We start from the raw sequence: 14,762 nt of genomic DNA, 5'->3' as shown, positions 1-14,762 counted from the left end.
AGGCCCCAGGGCTTGCACCGCCCGGCGGCGCAGGAATGGCTCCGATGCCCTAACATCCCGCAGGTGACAGGACTGGGATCGGTGGCCTCCACCGTGAAGCGACGTGTCGGCTGGTTGGTGCGGGACCGTTTCCCGTTCCGGCCTGTCGTCCGACACGTGCAGGGCGTCGAGCTGGTGCTGCCGTGGTCGCACCGGTTGCCGGACTACGCCGCGTGGGGACCGCAGTACGGCCAGAACCTCGTCGAGCTGGCCCGCCTCCTCGCCCAGTCCGACCCGCTGACGGTGCTGGACGTCGGTGCCAACGTGGGCGACTCGGCGGTGCAGATCCTGAACGCGGTCGACGGAAAGGTGCTCTGCATCGAGGCCGACACCGCCTACCTCGAGTTCCTCCACCGCAACGTCGACAGCGATGCCCGGATCTCCGTCGTCGAGGCGCTCCTGACGGTCGACGACGGGCGCGCGAAGACGGCTGTCCGTACTGGCGGCACGACGCGCTTCACCGACGGTGACGCCGCCGACGCGATGAAGACCGTCTCGCCCGGATCGCTCCGTGAGGAGTTCCCCGACTTCAAGAGTCTGCGGCTGGTGAAGTCGGACACCGACGGGTACGAGGTCATCCTGGTGCCGGCCATCGCCAGCACCTGGGCAGAGTCCCGGCCCGTCCTCTTCTTCGAGTACGACCCGTACCTCACCCGCCTCGCCGGCAATGACCCCTACGCCATCTGGGGACAGCTCGCCGAGCTCGGCTACACCGACATCGCCGTGTGGGACCACCTGGGAGTTCCCTTGGCTCGTACGACGACGACGGACGTCATCGTCCCGGCCGAGCGCCTGGGCGCACCGGTTGATCGCCCGCGCTCGCGGACGTACTGGGACGTGGCCGTCGTGCACGGCGACGACACCGCTGGACGCGCGGCCCTCGACCAGCTCGTGCCGGTCTCCGCCACCTTCTGAGGCGACGGCCTAGCATCCTCCTCGTGACCGAACCCGGAGCCAGCACCTTCGCGAGGCTTCTGCGGGAGCATCTCCGCAGTGGCGTCATCCATGTCGACGACTCGGTGCTGGTGCAGTTCGCCGGCACCTTCGACGAGGAGGTCTGCGCCGAGGTCGGCCTGACCAGCTGCACGTTCGTCAACATCGCTCCCGACAGCCCGAGCAGCGCGATCGAGGGCGCGGCGGTCGACGCCCACGACATGCCCTACCCCTCGGGCAGCTTCGACCACGTCGTGGGCCACTCCGGCCTGCACCACTGCTCGCGTCCGCACGAGGCCCTGCACGAGATGTACCGGATCGCGCGCAAGACCGTGCTGTTCGTCGAGAACCAGGACTCCGCGGCGATGCGGCTGGCCACCCGCGCCGGCGTCGTGTCCTGGCACGAGCTGCAGGCCGTCGTCGCGGGGGACTACGTCTCCGGCGGCGTCGACGGCACCGGGGTGCCCAACTTCGTCTACCGATGGACGCGGCGCGAGCTGGCCAAGGCCGTCGCCGCCTACGATCCGGCGTACGACGTACCGATCGAGGTCCACACGGAGTGGAACCTCGGCGCGGAGCGGGCGGCGTCCCGTGTGCTCCAGGAGCGGCTGGGGCTGTCCGACCAGAAGGCGCGCCGGGTGTTCGCCCGGGGGCAGCGGATGCTCAACCGGGTCGCGTCGCGCCAGGGGAACATCTTCGGCGCGACGATCCGCAAGGACCTCGCCCGGGTGCACCCGTGGATGGCGACGCCGACCAGCATGAAGCGCTGATCGGCGTCACCCACCAGAGGCGTCAGGCCTGCTTCTTGCGGAACAGGTAGAACCGGTCGTGCAGGTCGATCAGCTCGCGGAGCTCGTCGGACTGGTGGATCGGCCGGTCGTCGACCAGCTCGTAGCCGCGGTCGAGGACGTCCTGGCGGAACGGCTTCATGCTGCCGTCGAGCTCGGTGCTGCGGAGCTCGTCGGGGGTGTTCGGCACGATCAGGAGCCACTCGATGTCGCGCTCGGCGATGCGGTCGAGCCACCAGCGGATCGCGTCGAGCGAGCACTCCGAGAAGCTGTGGATGTTGACGGCCACGTCGTAGCGCTCGCCGAGCGTCTCGTGCTGGTCCAGCGGGACCACCCGGACCGAGGACGGCAGCTCGCGGAAGCCGGTGTAGTACTCGCAGAGGAAGGTCGACGTGGCGACGCCGTCGATGCAGTCGTAGGCCTCGAGGTTCGGGAGGGCCGTCGACATGCGATGGGCGAGGCGCCCGTAACCCGCGCCGATGTCCAGGACGCGCAGCCCCTTGATCGAGGCGAGACCGGTCTGGTCGTTGAGGTAGTTGATCTCGTTGATGCTGTCGAGCAGGTCGCGGCTCACCGCGGGGCGGTCGCCGAACTCGAAGGTGAAGGCGCCGAAGAGTCCGTCCTCGGTGACCTTGTCGAACAGGCCGAGCGAGTCGCGCTCGAGGACGTCGAGCATCGCGAGGTACATCCGCAGGCGAGCAGCGTTGCCGAGCTGGCGGAACTGCCAGACGTAGGCGTTGTCGCCGCGGAACCAGGCCAGGGAGAGGTTCTTGTTGAGGAACGACTTGCGCCACTGCGTGTGCACCGCCGCTGCGACGTCGAGGCCGTCGTAGGTCGCCTGCAGCGCGGTCAGGCGCGGGTTGTCCCCGCGCAGGGCCGCCTCGCTGCCGGCCGGGAGGCTGACCGCGTCGTTGTGGGTGACCGCGACGTAGCGCCGCCCCTCCTCATCGATACGGCTGACCATGAAACCGGCTCGGGCGGCGCTGGACTTGGCATGGCGACGAAGCCAGCCGCGGACCAGTTCGGGGTTAGCGCGCTTGGCCTTGGCAACGAGCGCGTCAGCAGAAATCTGGGGCACGGTGGGCAACTGTAACCGGACTCCTGCGCGGACGGATGCGAGATCTGGTGGAATGTCGTCCACCGACGGCTCGATGCCCGATCACGCCCACCCCGAGGACTTGCTTGATGACCGCCCCCGTGGCACTGATCGCCTTCAACCGGCCGCACCTGACCGAGCGCACGCTGGCCGCGGTCCGGGCCGCGCGACCCACGGAGCTCTACCTCGTGGTCGACGGCCCGAGGGACGCCAGGCCCGACGACGTCGAGAAGTGCGCCGCCACCCGCGCGGTCCTGGAACAGGTCGACTGGCCGTGCGAGGTCCACCGCCGGTACGCCGACCGCAACCTCGGTCTCGAGGCCAATGTCGAGCTCGGCCTGGACTGGGTGTTCTCACGGACCGACCGCGCGATCGTGCTCGAGGACGACTGCGAGGCGACCCCGTCGTTCTTCCGCTACGCCGACGAGCTGCTGGAGCGCTACCGCGACGAGCCGAGGGTGTGGCAGGTCTCGGGCAGCGGTCTCGGCGTCCCGGACCGCCTGTTCCGGGGCGACAGCTATGCGTTCACCGCCTGGGCGAGTGTCTGGGGCTGGGCGACGTGGGCCGACCGCTGGCAGCGCCACCGGGAGGTGTTCCCTCGCGACCACCGCGACGGGGACGCCCCGGTGCGCACGATGGCCGCCGAACCGCGGCCGGGCCTCCTGGTCACCCGTTCGGGCCAGCAGCACTTCGCCGAGGCGGCCACGTCGCTCGACACGGTGACCCACGGATGGGACAAGCACTGGTGGCTGACGATGATGACGCTCGACAAGCTGGCGATCTCGCCTTCGTCGAACCTCGTCGAGAACATCGGATGGGGCGAGGACGCCACGCACGGCGTCGCCGAGGGCAAGCGTGACCACGCTCCGGAGGAGCTGTCGTTCCCGTTGCGTCATCCGGCGGAGGTGGCGTTGAACCCCGCGGTGGAGCACGAGCTCGAGCTCGTGCTGAGCCGCGTCGGGGGCCGGGCCGCGACGATCGCCCGCCGCCTGGTCCGCTCGCCGCGCCTGCGCCGGGTGGCGCGGACCGCTGTCAACAGCCGGGCCGGAGCGACCGCCCACCGCGTCGCCAGCCAACTGCGAGAGAAGGGCCGTCGTGCCTGAACCGTCGAGAACCACGCTGGGCACCCCGGTCGTGATCGTGGCCTTCAACCGACCTGCGGTGGTGCGGCGCACCGTCGAGGCGGTGCTGGCAGCGCAGCCGGAGGAGGTCTTCCTCGTCGTCGACGGGCCCCGGTCGACCCATCCCGACGACGCGTCACGCTGCGCCGAGGTGCGCGAGGTGCTGAGCACGGCGGCGTGGCCGGGCCGCGTCCACACCCGCTTTGCCGAGGGCAACCTCGGGCTCGAGGCCAACATCGAGCTCGGCCTGGACTGGGTGTTCGGGCAGGTCGACCGGGCCATCGTCCTGGAGGACGACTGTGTCCCTCACCCGACGTTCTTCGACTTCTGCGTCGAGCTGCTCGACAGGTACGCCGACCAGCCGGTCGTGTGGCAGGTCGCCGGCGACAACAAGGGCGTCCCCCGCGGGATGTTCGGTGGTGCCAGCTATGCGTTCACCACGTGGGCCAGCGTCTGGGGTTGGGCGACCTGGGCCGACCGCTGGCACGCGCACCGGGCCGTCTTCCCGCGCGACCACGCGGGAGCGGAGGAGCGGGTCGGCCACGACCCCCGCACTGCTGACGCGGTCCGCCCGACGCCGGTCCTGCCGCATCCGGACGCCTTGGTGACCGAGGCCGCCCTGCGCCACTTCACCCAGGTGGCGGGGGAGGTCAACGGCGACCTCCGCGGCTGGGACCACCACTGGTGGGTGACGATCATGTCGGAGCGTGGCCTGTCGATCACCCCCTCGCTGAACCTGGTGGAGAACGACGGATTCGGCCCGGACGCCACCCACACCCACACGGCTCGCGAGCCGATGCCGGCCAGTGCCATGACCTTCCCGCTGGTCCATCCGGCAGAGGTCGCGCTCAACGAGCAGGCGGAGGCCGAGCTCGAGCTGGTCCTGCTGCAGATCGACGGCCGGCTGTCGCGGGCGGTCAAGCGGATCATCAAGCCACTGTGGATGCGCGTGATCATCGGTCGCATCGTGCGCTTCCGGCCGGTGTGGGCCGTCGTACGACGGCTGGTGGCCCGGTGACGCTGCCCTCGTGGTTGCGGCCCTGGTGGCCGCTGTTCAAGCGGCTCCACCTCGTCGCGACGCGCCTGCTGGGCCACCTGTTCCGCGCGATCTCGCCGCTGCTCGGCGCGCGCGGCGTGCCACGGCGCGCGACGTACCACGCAACGGAGACGGCGGCCCGGGAGCCCGGCGCCGTCGTGCTGCACCCCGGGCGACCGGAGGAGCGGCTGGTCCGTCCGGTCACGTCGGGTGAACCAGCGCACTATTGGCTGTTCGAGGCGGTGCACGCCGCGACCGAGCCGACTCCGGACGTGCCGGCCGTCACGGTGCCAGCGACCTTCACCCTCGAGATCAAGGGCGGGCGGCTCACCGGCGACTACGGCGCGACCACCACTCCGGGGAAGGTGCTCGACCACGAGACGAGCACCTACTTCGGTGTCTTCGACTGGCGTGAGCACCCGATCTTCCTCCGGCCCACGCTGGGCCCGGTCGAGCACGTCGCCGGCACCGCGCTGAGCCTGACCACGCGGGGCACGGCCGAGAACTACTACCACTTCCTGTACGACGCGATCGCCCGGCTGGCGGTGCTCGAGGACTGCCTGCCCGGCGAACGGCCCGATGTCGTGATCGTGCCGCACAAGACCCGCTACCAGCGCCAGCTCCTCGAGCTGGCCGGTGTGACCGGGACGCTGATCCAGCCCGAGCGCGGCAAGACGATCTCCGCCGACCGGCTGCTGGTGCCGAGCAATCCCAACTGGGCGCTGCAGGCGCCACCGGCTTCCGTGGCCTGGCTGCGCGCTCGACTTCGGCCGAGCAAGGACGCCGGCGCCGAGGGGCCCCTGCGCCTCTACGTGACCCGGGGCGACGTCCCGCGCACCCGGCGCTACATCGAGGAGGCCGAGCTGTGGCCCCACCTCGAACGCCGGGGATTCAGGATGGTGGATCCCGGGCAGCACTCCGTGCAGGAGCAGATCGACCTCTTCCACGCGGCCGAGATCGTCGTCTCCCCGCACGGCGCGGCGCTCACGAACCTGACCTTCAGCGAGCCCGGTGTGAAGGTCATCGAGATGTTCGCGGGCAGCTACGTCCACCTCGGGCTGTGGGCGATCTGCCAGGCGGTCGGTGCGGACTACCGCTACCTCATCGGCGACGGTGGCAGCGGTGGCAGCGGGCAGAGAGGCCCCAACGCCGGGGTCCTCGACGACGTCTCGATCCAGCCGGCGCGAGTGCTCGCCGCGGTGGACGCACTGTTGGCCGGTGAAACCGCATGACCGCCCGGCCCATGCCCGGCACGACCTATTCTCGACCCGAATGCGCACTCGTGGTGCGCCGTGATCAGTGAAGGCAAGCAGATGACTGAACCGGACGACACCTTCCGACCCGGCGCGACCCTGAGCCGCCTCTACCCCGAGGTGCGCGCGGGCGGTTACACGCGCCACGACGGATTCATCGAGTTCTACACGCGGGTGAACGCACTGCTCGAGGCCGACAGCCGGGTGCTCGACTTCGGAGCCGGTCGCGGCCTGTGGGCGACCGAGCCGCTGCCGGCCCTGCACAAGCGGCTGCGCGCCTTCCACGAGCGGGTGGACCAGGTCTGCGGCGTCGACGTCGACCCCGTGGTCCTGGAGAACCCGACCCTCGCGTCCGCCCAGGTGATCTCACCGGGCGACGACCTCTCCTTCGAGGACGCGTCGTTCGACGTGGTCCTCGCCGACCACGTCCTCGAGCACGTCGCCCGAGAGGACGCGGAGCGGGTGGCGGGGGAGCTGCTCCGGGTGCTCAAGCCCGGCGGCTGGCTGGCCGCGCGCACACCCAACAAGTGGGGCGTGATCGGACTGGGCGCCCGTGCGGTGCCCAACGACCTCCACACCCGTGTGCTGAAGCGGCTCCAGCCGGAGCGCAAGGCCGAGGACGTCTTCCCGGTCCGCTACAGCATGAACACCCGCAAGCACCTGGCGCGGCTCTTCCCCGAGCCGAACGAGCTGGTCGTCTACGGGCACGCCTCGGAGCCGACGTACTTCGGCCACGCAGCGCCGGCCTGGCGGGTCGCGCAGCTCGTGGACCGGCTCACCCCGCCGCGACTGGCGCCGACGCTGATGATCTTCGTCAAGAAGGCCTGATCAGGCCTTCCGGCGCCCGCTCAACGAGGACGAGGCCTTGCCGGTCGCCTGGCGTCCGGACGGGCTCGACTCCTCGTAGTAGTAGTAGTAGTACGAGCCGACCGCACGCTTGGCGACCATGTTGACCACGACGCCGTAGAGGCGGCCTCCGACCTGGCCGAGGCGGTTGATCGCCTCGTTGACCTGGTCCTTGGTCGTCCGGCCGTGGCGCACGACGATGATGACGCCGTCGGCCAGCTTCGCGAGGACCGACGCGTCGGCCACGGGCAGTAGCGGCGGGGCATCGATGATGACCATGTCGTACGACGACCGCAGGCGCTTGATCAGGTCCTGGGTGATCTTCGACTGGAGGATCTCGGTCGGGTTCGGCGGCTTGGCGCCGCTGGCGAGCACGTGCAGCCCGCTGGCCTCGTGGACCTGGATCGCGTCGTGGATCTCGGTCTTGCCGACCAGTGCGGTCGTCAGGCCGATGGCCGGGTCGAGCCCGAGCGTGCTGGCCACGCGGGGACGGCGGAGGTCGGCGTCGATGATCAGCGTGTTGCGGCCGGTCTGGGCCAGCGCGACGGCGAGGTTCGTCGACGTCATCGTCTTGCCCTCGCCGGGCACGGCGCTGGTGATCACGATGCAACGCGGCTGGTGGTCGAGGTCGATGAACTGCAGGTTGGTCCGCAGGAGGCGGAACGCCTCGGTGCGTGCTGCGAAGCCGCCGAGGTCGGTCAGCAGCGGCGCGGACTTGATGTCGCCGTCGAAGCCGATGCTGGCCAGGACCGGCGACTCGGTGAGCTCGGCGACGTGGTCGGCCGTGCGGATGGTGCGGTCGAGGATCTCCCGGGCCAGGGCGAGGGCAACGCCGACCAGCAGGCCGATCAGGAACGCGACGCCGAGGTTCAGCGCGACGTTGGGGCTGACCTGCGAGGTGTTGAGGGTCGCCTCGTCGGTGATCTGCGCGAGGATCTGGGAGTCGGAACCGCCGCCCGGCGTCTCCAGCTCGGCGACGTACTTGGTGAACTCGGTCGTGGTGACGTCCGCGATCTTCTGGGCCTCCTGCGGGTCCTCGTCGACCACCCGGATCTGGATGAGCGAGGTGCTCTCGACGACCTCCGCGCTGATCCGCGAGGCCAGGCCGGTCGCGGTCACGGGCAGGTCGAGCTGGCGGATCACCCGCTCGGAGAGCTGCGTGCTGGAGGCGAGGTCGGCGTACGACGCGGCGCGGTTGGACGCGAACAGCAGAGCGGCGTAGGCGTCGGTCGTGTCGCGAACGTCAACGGTGAGGAAGACCTGCGACTTCGACTCGTAGACGGGGGTACGGGTGAAGGTGATGGCAGCGCTCGCGGCCACGGCCACGAGAACGAGTGCGACGACGCTCATCCAGCGACGACGCAACACCATCAGAAACTGCTTGAAATCCAAGACCTCGCCCTTGCTGTGAGGATGCACTCTGGCAACACCGTGCGTGATCCTACGTGGACGGTGTCCGGGTCCGGTTAGGCTGGCCGCACGGCGGTCGGATGCGGGGTGCGCGCGAAGGGGTTTCAGATGGCGATTCGGCGGTGTCGTGTCGCCTGAGGTCCGTCGTCGTCATGGCACCCGCTGGCAGCGGGCCCGCAGGAAGATCCGCAAGATCGCCCGTCGCAAGCCGGTGCTGATCGGGGTCGGGCTGCTGGGCCTCGCCGTGCTCTGGTCGATCTGGGTCGCCTGGTCCGCCGCCCAGCAGTTGCGCGAGGTCGAGCAGCAGGGGGAGATCCTGCGTGCCGCCGCGATCCGCGGTGATGCCAAGGGTGTGCGTGAAGCGGCTGAGCGGTTCAAGGACGCCGCCGAGACCGCCGAGTCCCGCACGTCGGGCCCGACCTGGTCCGCCTTCGAGCTGGTGCCCCTTCTCGGCGACGACGCAGAGGGCATCTCCGTCGTCTCGAAGGTGCTGGCCGACATCGGCCGCGACGGCCTGCCGCCGGTGGCAGACGCTGCGGACCTGGTGCAGGCGGACTCCTTCCAGCCCGTCGACGGTGTCTTCCCGGTCGACCGGATCGAGGGGATGGTCGCCCCGGCCGAGCAGAGCGAGGCCGCGTTCGGCAGCGCGGCCAGTGCCCTCGACGAAGTCGACTCGAGACACTTCCTCGGCCCGATCAAGGGACGCTACGACCAGTTGCGGGACCTGGTGACCGATGCGCAGACGACGCTCGGGTCGACGTACCGCGCGGCCCGCATCATCCCGCGAATGATGGGAACCGACCGGGCCCGCTACTACCTGATGGTGCTGCAGAACAACGCCGAGCTGCGCAGCGGTGGTGGCCTGCCCGGTGCCCTCTCGCTGGTCCGGATGAAGGACGGGAAGGTCGACATCGTCGAACAGACCGACATGGCCGACATCGGGCAGAACCTCGCTCCGGTCGTGAAGCTGACGCCCGAGGAGACCCGCATCTTCGGTCGGATCCTGGGCATCGCGGCGGTGGACGCCACGTTGACCCCTGACTTCGTCCGGTCGGCCGAGATCATCCGGGCCCGCTGGGAACGCGAGATCGGCGGGCGCCTCGACGGCATGTTCTTCATCGACCCGGTCGCGGTGTCCTACCTCCTGCGCGGCACCGGGCCGGTCCCCGTGCCCGGCTACCCACCGGTCGATGCCGACAGCGTCGTGGGGGCGGTGGAGAACGAGGTCTACCGGATCACCAACGACCGGGACGTCCACAGCGACTACCAGCAGGCCGTCTCCGAGGCGGTCTTCGACGCCTTCACGGCCGGCCGCGGCGACACGGCCGAGTCGATCCGTGGGCTGGTCGCCGGGGTGATGGAGGGCCGGATCCGGATGCACAGCTTCGAGCCCGAGAACCAGTCCGAGATCGCCGGCACCACGATCGCGGGTGAGTTCTCCGACGAGGCCGACGACCAGCCCCATGTGGGCATCTACATCAACGACGGTGGTCCGACCAAGCTGCAGTACTACCTGAAGTACGACGCCGAGGTGGTTCCCCGGTCCTGCATCGACGGCCGCCAGGACCTGGCCGGTTCGATCAGCTTCCACAGCGACACCCCGGCCGATGCGGAGGACCTTCCGCCCTCGATCACGGGCAAGGGTTTCCCCGGGGTCCGCGTCGAGCCGGGAGACCAGCTGCTGGTGGTCTACGTGACGTCGCCCGTCGGCGGCGAGATCATCTCGTTGTCGATCGACGGACAACGGGTGGTGAATCCGGTGATCGAGAAGCTTGCCGGGCGATCGCTCGCGCGGATCGGGGTGGAGCTCGAGCCGCAGGACCGCCATCGCCTCGACTTCGTGATGCGCAGCGGTCCGGACCAGGAGGGTGACGTCGAGCTCGCGGTCACCCCGGGCGCCTTCGTGGGCAGCTCCAACGGGACCGTCAACTCCGCCTGCCGGATCCGCTGAATCTCACTATCTGGATGCGGATCTCACGATGAGAGACGTCGCGTGTGGTGGTGACCGGAATGCGCATACGCTCCTCTCCATGTCGACAATCCTGCTGCTGACCAAGCGGCGCGCGGTGGACAACTGCCGCGTCAGCTCGGCACTGTGTCGACCCTGCTGACGGGGCCCTTCCGAGCCTGAGCGTTCAGGGCCCGTCCATTCGCCCGTCCTTTCGATGACGGAGCATGGCCGGGCGCCGCCGTACTCACGCAGCCCCGGCGTGTCCTGCCCAGGGCCCCGCCTCCCCGGCGTACCGCCGTACAGCCAGTCATTCGCACTTCCGCCTCACATCGCAACCACCAGAAGGAATCAGCCATGAGCCGCGAGAACTCGCTCGTCTCCACCCAGTGGGTTGAGGACAACCTCAACACCCCGAACGTCGTTCTCATCGAGGTCGACGAGGACACCACCGCCTACGACAAGGGCCACATCGCCGGCGCGATCAAGCTCGACTGGACCACCGACCTCCAGGACCAGGTCCGTCGCGACTTCGTCAACAAGGAGCAGTTCGAGGCCCTCCTGTCGGCCCGCGGCGTCTCCAACGACGACACGGTGATCCTCTACGGCGGCAACAACAACTGGTTCGCTGCCTACGCGTACTGGTACTTCACCCTCTACGGCCACAACGACGTCAAGCTCATGGACGGTGGCCGCAAGAAGTGGGAGCTCGACAGCCGCGAGCTGACCGACGAGCTGCCGACCCGCGCCGCGACCACCTACGTCGCGCAGGAGCAGAACACCGCGATCCGTGCGTTCCGTGACGAGGTCGTGGCCGCGATCGGCGTGCAGAACCTCGTCGACGTGCGCAGCCCCGACGAGTACGCCGGCCGCCTCCTCGCGCCGGCCCACCTCCCGCAGGAGCAGTCGCAGCGCGCCGGCCACGTCCCCACCTCGGTGAACGTGCCCTGGAGCAAGAACGCCAACGACGACGGCACCTTCAAGTCCGAGGCGGACCTGCAGGCGCTCTACGCCGAGGTCGGCTTCGACGAGTCGCTCGACACCATCGCCCTGTGCCGCATCGGTGAGCGCTCCTCGCTGACCTGGTTCGTGCTGCAGGAGCTGCTCGGCAAGAAGAACGTCAAGAACTACGACGGCTCGTGGACCGAGTACGGCTCCCTCGTCGGCGTTCCGATCGCTCTCGGTGACGAGCCGGGTGTCGCCTGATGTGCGGCGCGAAGGTGGGCGGCCTCTCCCTTGACGGCGTGAACGTCGCCAAGGAGGCCGTCATCCAGGGCCAGGTCCTGCGCGGCGCGGGCGACGAGGCCACCCCGGTGTCCGGTGCCTACGTCCGCCTGCTCGACAAGAGTGGCGAGTTCACCGCCGAGGTCCCGACCTCCGCGACGGGCCACTTCCGGTTCTTCGCCGGCGACGGCGAGTGGACGCTGCGCACCCTGGCCCCGAAGGCCGACCCGGTCGACCGGGTCGTCCGGGCGGCGACCGGTTCGGTCGCCGAGGTCCAGATCAACATCTGATTCGACCCGGTGGTTGAGGTGCGAGCGTCAGCGAGCCTCGAAACCCGACGGCGGCTCCCGGAATCCGGGAGCCGCCGTCGGCGTTGGAGCCTGTTGTGAACCCCGGTCTGTTGATCCTCGTGGTCGCCGTCGTCGTGGCGGTGGCCTTCGGCCTGCGCCGGCGACGCGTCGACGGCCGCTTCGACGACCGCTTCGACGACCGGGAGCCCACAGGGTCGTCGAGCAGCGGCGAGGAACCGGCCGCGTCTCGAGACGCCACCGCGTGGTCCTCGGTCACGGCTGCCCTCCCGACCGCCGAGCTGGGCCAGCAGGCCACCCTCGTGCAGTTCTCCAGCGCGTTCTGCGCCCCCTGTCGCACGACCCGCGTCGTCCTTGCCGATGTCGCGGACCGGTACGACGGCGTGGCGCACCTGGAGATCGACGCGGAGGAACATCTCGCACTGGTCCGGGCACTCGACATCCGTCGTACGCCGACCACCCTGATCCTCGACGCTGCCGGCAACGAGCTCACCCGGGCCGCCGGTGCACCCCGCCGCGAGCAGGTGCTCGCCGCACTCCCCGCCACCCACCCGGAGAACTGATGACCAGCACGACCGACCTGCGTACCACTGGCCAGGGCATCGATCCGCGGGGCCCGCGGTTCACCGCCTCCGTGACTCTCGTGATCTTCGCGGTGGCGCTGCTGCTCTCGGAGTCCGCGCCGGGCGTCGCGGCCGTCATCACCGGCGTGCAGGCGGTGTTCTTCGCGATCGGGGCCGGACTGGGCGTGCAGAAGACGCCGACCGGTCTGTTGTTCCGCAGCCTGATCAGGCCGCGCCTCTCGCTGCCGACAGAGCTCGAGGACCCCACGCCGCCGCGCTTCGCCCAGGCCGTCGGACTGGTGTTCGCGATCGGTGCGACGATCGGGTTCGCCACCGGTGCGGTGCTGCTCGGTCAGGTGTTCGCCGGCTTCGCCGTGATCGCGGCGTTCCTCAACGCGGTGTTCGCGTTCTGCCTGGGCTGCGAGATGTACCTGCTCGGCCTGCGCCTGACCCGTCGTACGGCCTGATTCAGCCAGATTCAGGGAGTCTCCAGGACGACGGTGAAGGGACCGTCGTTCACCGAGGAGACCTCCATGTGGGCGCCGAACGTCCCTCGCTCGACGTGCGTTCCGGCCGCCTCGAGTGCCGTGCAGACCGCTTCGTAGAGCGGCTCACTGACCGGGGCGGGCGCCGCGGCGATCCACGTCGGCCGCCGACCCTTGCGGGCGTCGCCGTACAGCGTGAACTGGGAGACCACCAGGACGGGTGCGCCGACCTCGCCGACCGAGCGCTCGTCGTCGAGGAGTCGGAGATCAGCGATCTTGCGGGCCATCCACGCGACCTCGGGCGGTCCGTCGTCGTGGGTGACTCCGAGGTAGACGAGCAGACCTGGCACGTCGATCGCTCCGACCACGGCGCCGTCGACGACGACCGACGCGGAGGAGACCCGCTGCAGGACCGCGCGCATCAGTCCAGCGCCTCGGTGACGAGGCGTGCGACGAGCTCCTGCTCCTCGGCGTAGGGGTGGTACGGCTGTCCCTTCTCGTGCGCGATCGCTCCGGCGATCCACGGGTCGTCACCGCAGATGTCGTGGCCCTCCGTCTCGGCGAACACGTCGACGAAGTCGACACCGGTCTCGGTGGCCGCGGCCTCGAGGGCCTTGTTGGCGCCGACGTTGAGCCGGCGCGCGAACGTGACATCGGCGGCCGGGATCGGCAGGTCGGAACACCCGCCTGATTCGGGGAAGATCTGCGGGTAACCGATGACCAGGACCTGCGCGTCCGGTGCCTTGGCGCGGACCGCTTCGATCACCGCCACCAGGCGCTGTTCCATCTCGACGAGACGGCTGTCGACGGCGTCGTCGCCCGCGCGGGCGTCGAGGTCGGTGCAGGGCTGTCCGGCGGGGACCGTGCGCGCGACCTTGACGCAGTCGATGATGATCCGGCCGATCAGGTTGAAGTCGTTGGCGCCGATGCCGAGCGTCACGACGTCGGTGTCGCGGTCGACGGCGTCGAGCTGGGGCGGGCGGACCTTGCCCTGCGGCGTGCGCTGCTCGCCCTCGACGGCTTCGGTCGTGGCCGCCGCGCAACTGGCGTCGGTCAGGTCGAGATCCGCCTCGTCGGCCACGAGATGGGGGTAGTTGTTCCTCGAGCGGAAGCAGGTGTCGCGCTTGTCGAGCCGGCCGATGTACGGCGCCGCGGTGTACGAGTCGCCCATGGCGACGTACGTCGGGCCGGACCCACCTCGGGGGAGGAGACAACCGGACAGGAGGGCACCGGTGAGCCCGAGTGCGCTGACGACGGCGATGAGACGAACCACTGGTCCAGCCTAGGCAGAGGGCTGGCAGAGGGCTGAATCAGTAGACGAGAGCCTGCACGCCGTCACGCAGGGCTTCCTCGACGAAGACCGGAGCCCCCGCGATCCGTACGCCGTCGACCAGGTCCTCGACCGCCAGCTCGCGCCGTGCGGCGCACTGGGCGCAGACCGTGACCGACCCGGTGGCGAGCACCATGTCGAGCAGGTCGGCGATCGGCGTGGCGAGCGGGAGGTCCAGCTCCTCGGCGCGTCCCGGGACTGCGAGCCACGCTGCCTCGCCCGTCAGCCACAGCGACACGGCGACGCCGGAGGCGGCCGCGGTGGCCGCGACCGTGAAGCCCTGGTTGCACCGTTCGGGCTCGTCCGCGCCGCAGGTGACCTTCACAACCAGTTCGCGAGCCATGTGCGCCAGCCTAGAGACCCCGGCACGTCTCTAGACTGA

The 14,762-nt window shown here is 69.8% G+C and carries 17 protein-coding genes; 12 read left to right on the top strand and 5 right to left on the bottom strand.

What is annotated here, in order from left to right; all coding sequences use genetic code 11:
• Positions 1–63 precede the first annotated feature (63 nt).
• Together ASD84_RS08350 and ASD84_RS08345 are read left to right on the top strand one after the other, a co-directional pair.
• Entirely contained in the window at positions 64–954 is an 891-nt protein-coding gene (locus tag ASD84_RS08350) for an FkbM family methyltransferase (protein ID WP_162251505.1), read from the top strand.
• Between the two features lie 23 nt (positions 955–977).
• On the top strand, positions 978–1,742 hold the full coding sequence (locus ASD84_RS08345; RefSeq protein WP_056708973.1) for a methyltransferase domain-containing protein: 765 nt from the start codon (positions 978–980) through the stop codon (positions 1,740–1,742).
• Positions 1,743–1,764: 22 nt separating this feature from the next.
• Here the strand turns inward: ASD84_RS08345 and ASD84_RS08340 are convergent, their stop codons facing one another.
• Entirely contained in the window at positions 1,765–2,838 is a 1,074-nt protein-coding gene (locus tag ASD84_RS08340; RefSeq protein WP_156391673.1) for a putative sugar O-methyltransferase, read from the bottom strand.
• 107 nt (positions 2,839–2,945) lie between these two features.
• On the opposite strand from ASD84_RS08340, the gene ASD84_RS08335 reads away from it, so the two are divergent.
• From ASD84_RS08335 to ASD84_RS08320, 4 genes are all read left to right on the top strand, one after another.
• A complete protein-coding gene (locus ASD84_RS08335; RefSeq protein ID WP_056708969.1) occupies positions 2,946–3,959 on the top strand; it encodes a glycosyltransferase in 1,014 nt (337 codons plus the stop codon).
• On the top strand, positions 3,952–4,995 hold the full coding sequence (locus ASD84_RS08330) for a glycosyltransferase (RefSeq protein ID WP_082573223.1): 1,044 nt from the start codon (positions 3,952–3,954) through the stop codon (positions 4,993–4,995). Before ASD84_RS08335 ends, ASD84_RS08330 begins: the two co-directional genes overlap by 8 nt.
• Positions 4,992–6,245: a glycosyltransferase family 61 protein gene (locus ASD84_RS08325; RefSeq protein WP_056708964.1), complete on the top strand. Its 1,254-nt coding sequence runs from the start codon at positions 4,992–4,994 to the stop codon at positions 6,243–6,245. The genes ASD84_RS08330 and ASD84_RS08325 overlap by 4 nt, the downstream gene beginning before the upstream one ends.
• A gap of 81 nt (positions 6,246–6,326) precedes the next feature.
• Positions 6,327–7,094 (top strand): class I SAM-dependent methyltransferase, encoded by a 768-nt coding sequence (locus ASD84_RS08320; RefSeq protein ID WP_156391667.1) that lies wholly within the window; start codon positions 6,327–6,329, stop codon positions 7,092–7,094.
• On the opposite strand, the gene ASD84_RS08315 is transcribed toward ASD84_RS08320, so the two are convergent.
• Positions 7,095–8,531, bottom strand: a complete 1,437-nt coding sequence (locus ASD84_RS08315; RefSeq protein WP_268788460.1) for a polysaccharide biosynthesis tyrosine autokinase — start codon at positions 8,529–8,531, stop codon at positions 7,095–7,097.
• Between the two features lie 118 nt (positions 8,532–8,649).
• Between ASD84_RS08315 and ASD84_RS08310 the strand changes: the two genes are divergently transcribed.
• From ASD84_RS08310 to ASD84_RS08290, 6 genes are all read left to right on the top strand, one after another.
• Positions 8,650–10,473: a DUF4012 domain-containing protein gene (locus tag ASD84_RS08310; protein WP_056708956.1), complete on the top strand. Its 1,824-nt coding sequence runs from the start codon at positions 8,650–8,652 to the stop codon at positions 10,471–10,473.
• 28 nt (positions 10,474–10,501) lie between these two features.
• The gene (locus ASD84_RS26165; protein ID WP_414858590.1) at positions 10,502–10,633 is read left to right on the top strand and encodes a putative leader peptide; all 132 of its coding nucleotides are present in this window, start codon (positions 10,502–10,504) and stop codon (positions 10,631–10,633) included.
• 194 nt (positions 10,634–10,827) lie between these two features.
• Positions 10,828–11,676 (top strand): sulfurtransferase, encoded by an 849-nt coding sequence (locus ASD84_RS08305; RefSeq protein ID WP_056708953.1) that lies wholly within the window; start codon positions 10,828–10,830, stop codon positions 11,674–11,676.
• Entirely contained in the window at positions 11,676–11,984 is a 309-nt protein-coding gene (locus tag ASD84_RS08300) for a DUF1416 domain-containing protein (RefSeq protein ID WP_056708950.1), read from the top strand. Before ASD84_RS08305 ends, ASD84_RS08300 begins: the two co-directional genes overlap by 1 nt.
• A 95-nt stretch (positions 11,985–12,079) precedes the next feature.
• Positions 12,080–12,565, top strand: coding sequence for a TlpA family protein disulfide reductase (locus tag ASD84_RS08295; RefSeq protein WP_056708947.1), 486 nt, complete (start codon positions 12,080–12,082; stop codon positions 12,563–12,565).
• On the top strand, positions 12,565–13,032 hold the full coding sequence (locus ASD84_RS08290) for a DUF4395 domain-containing protein (RefSeq protein ID WP_056708945.1): 468 nt from the start codon (positions 12,565–12,567) through the stop codon (positions 13,030–13,032). Before ASD84_RS08295 ends, ASD84_RS08290 begins: the two co-directional genes overlap by 1 nt.
• A gap of 11 nt (positions 13,033–13,043) precedes the next feature.
• Here ASD84_RS08290 and dtd read toward each other — a convergent pair whose 3' ends face one another.
• From dtd to ASD84_RS08275, 3 genes are read right to left on the bottom strand one after another with little or no spacing between them, the layout of a single operon-like run.
• Positions 13,044–13,472, bottom strand: a complete 429-nt coding sequence (gene dtd / locus ASD84_RS08285; RefSeq protein WP_056708941.1) for a D-aminoacyl-tRNA deacylase — start codon at positions 13,470–13,472, stop codon at positions 13,044–13,046.
• Positions 13,472–14,323: an SGNH/GDSL hydrolase family protein gene (locus ASD84_RS08280; protein WP_056708938.1), complete on the bottom strand. Its 852-nt coding sequence runs from the start codon at positions 14,321–14,323 to the stop codon at positions 13,472–13,474. Before ASD84_RS08280 ends, dtd begins: the two co-directional genes overlap by 1 nt.
• A gap of 37 nt (positions 14,324–14,360) precedes the next feature.
• Positions 14,361–14,723, bottom strand: coding sequence for a DsrE family protein (locus ASD84_RS08275; RefSeq protein ID WP_056708935.1), 363 nt, complete (start codon positions 14,721–14,723; stop codon positions 14,361–14,363).
• Positions 14,724–14,762: the final 39 nt, after the last annotated feature.

This window comes from Nocardioides sp. Root682 (assembly GCF_001427795.1).
Classification (GTDB): Bacteria; Actinomycetota; Actinomycetes; order Propionibacteriales; family Nocardioidaceae; genus Nocardioides.
This window is presented reverse-complemented; position numbering and strand designations above follow the sequence as displayed.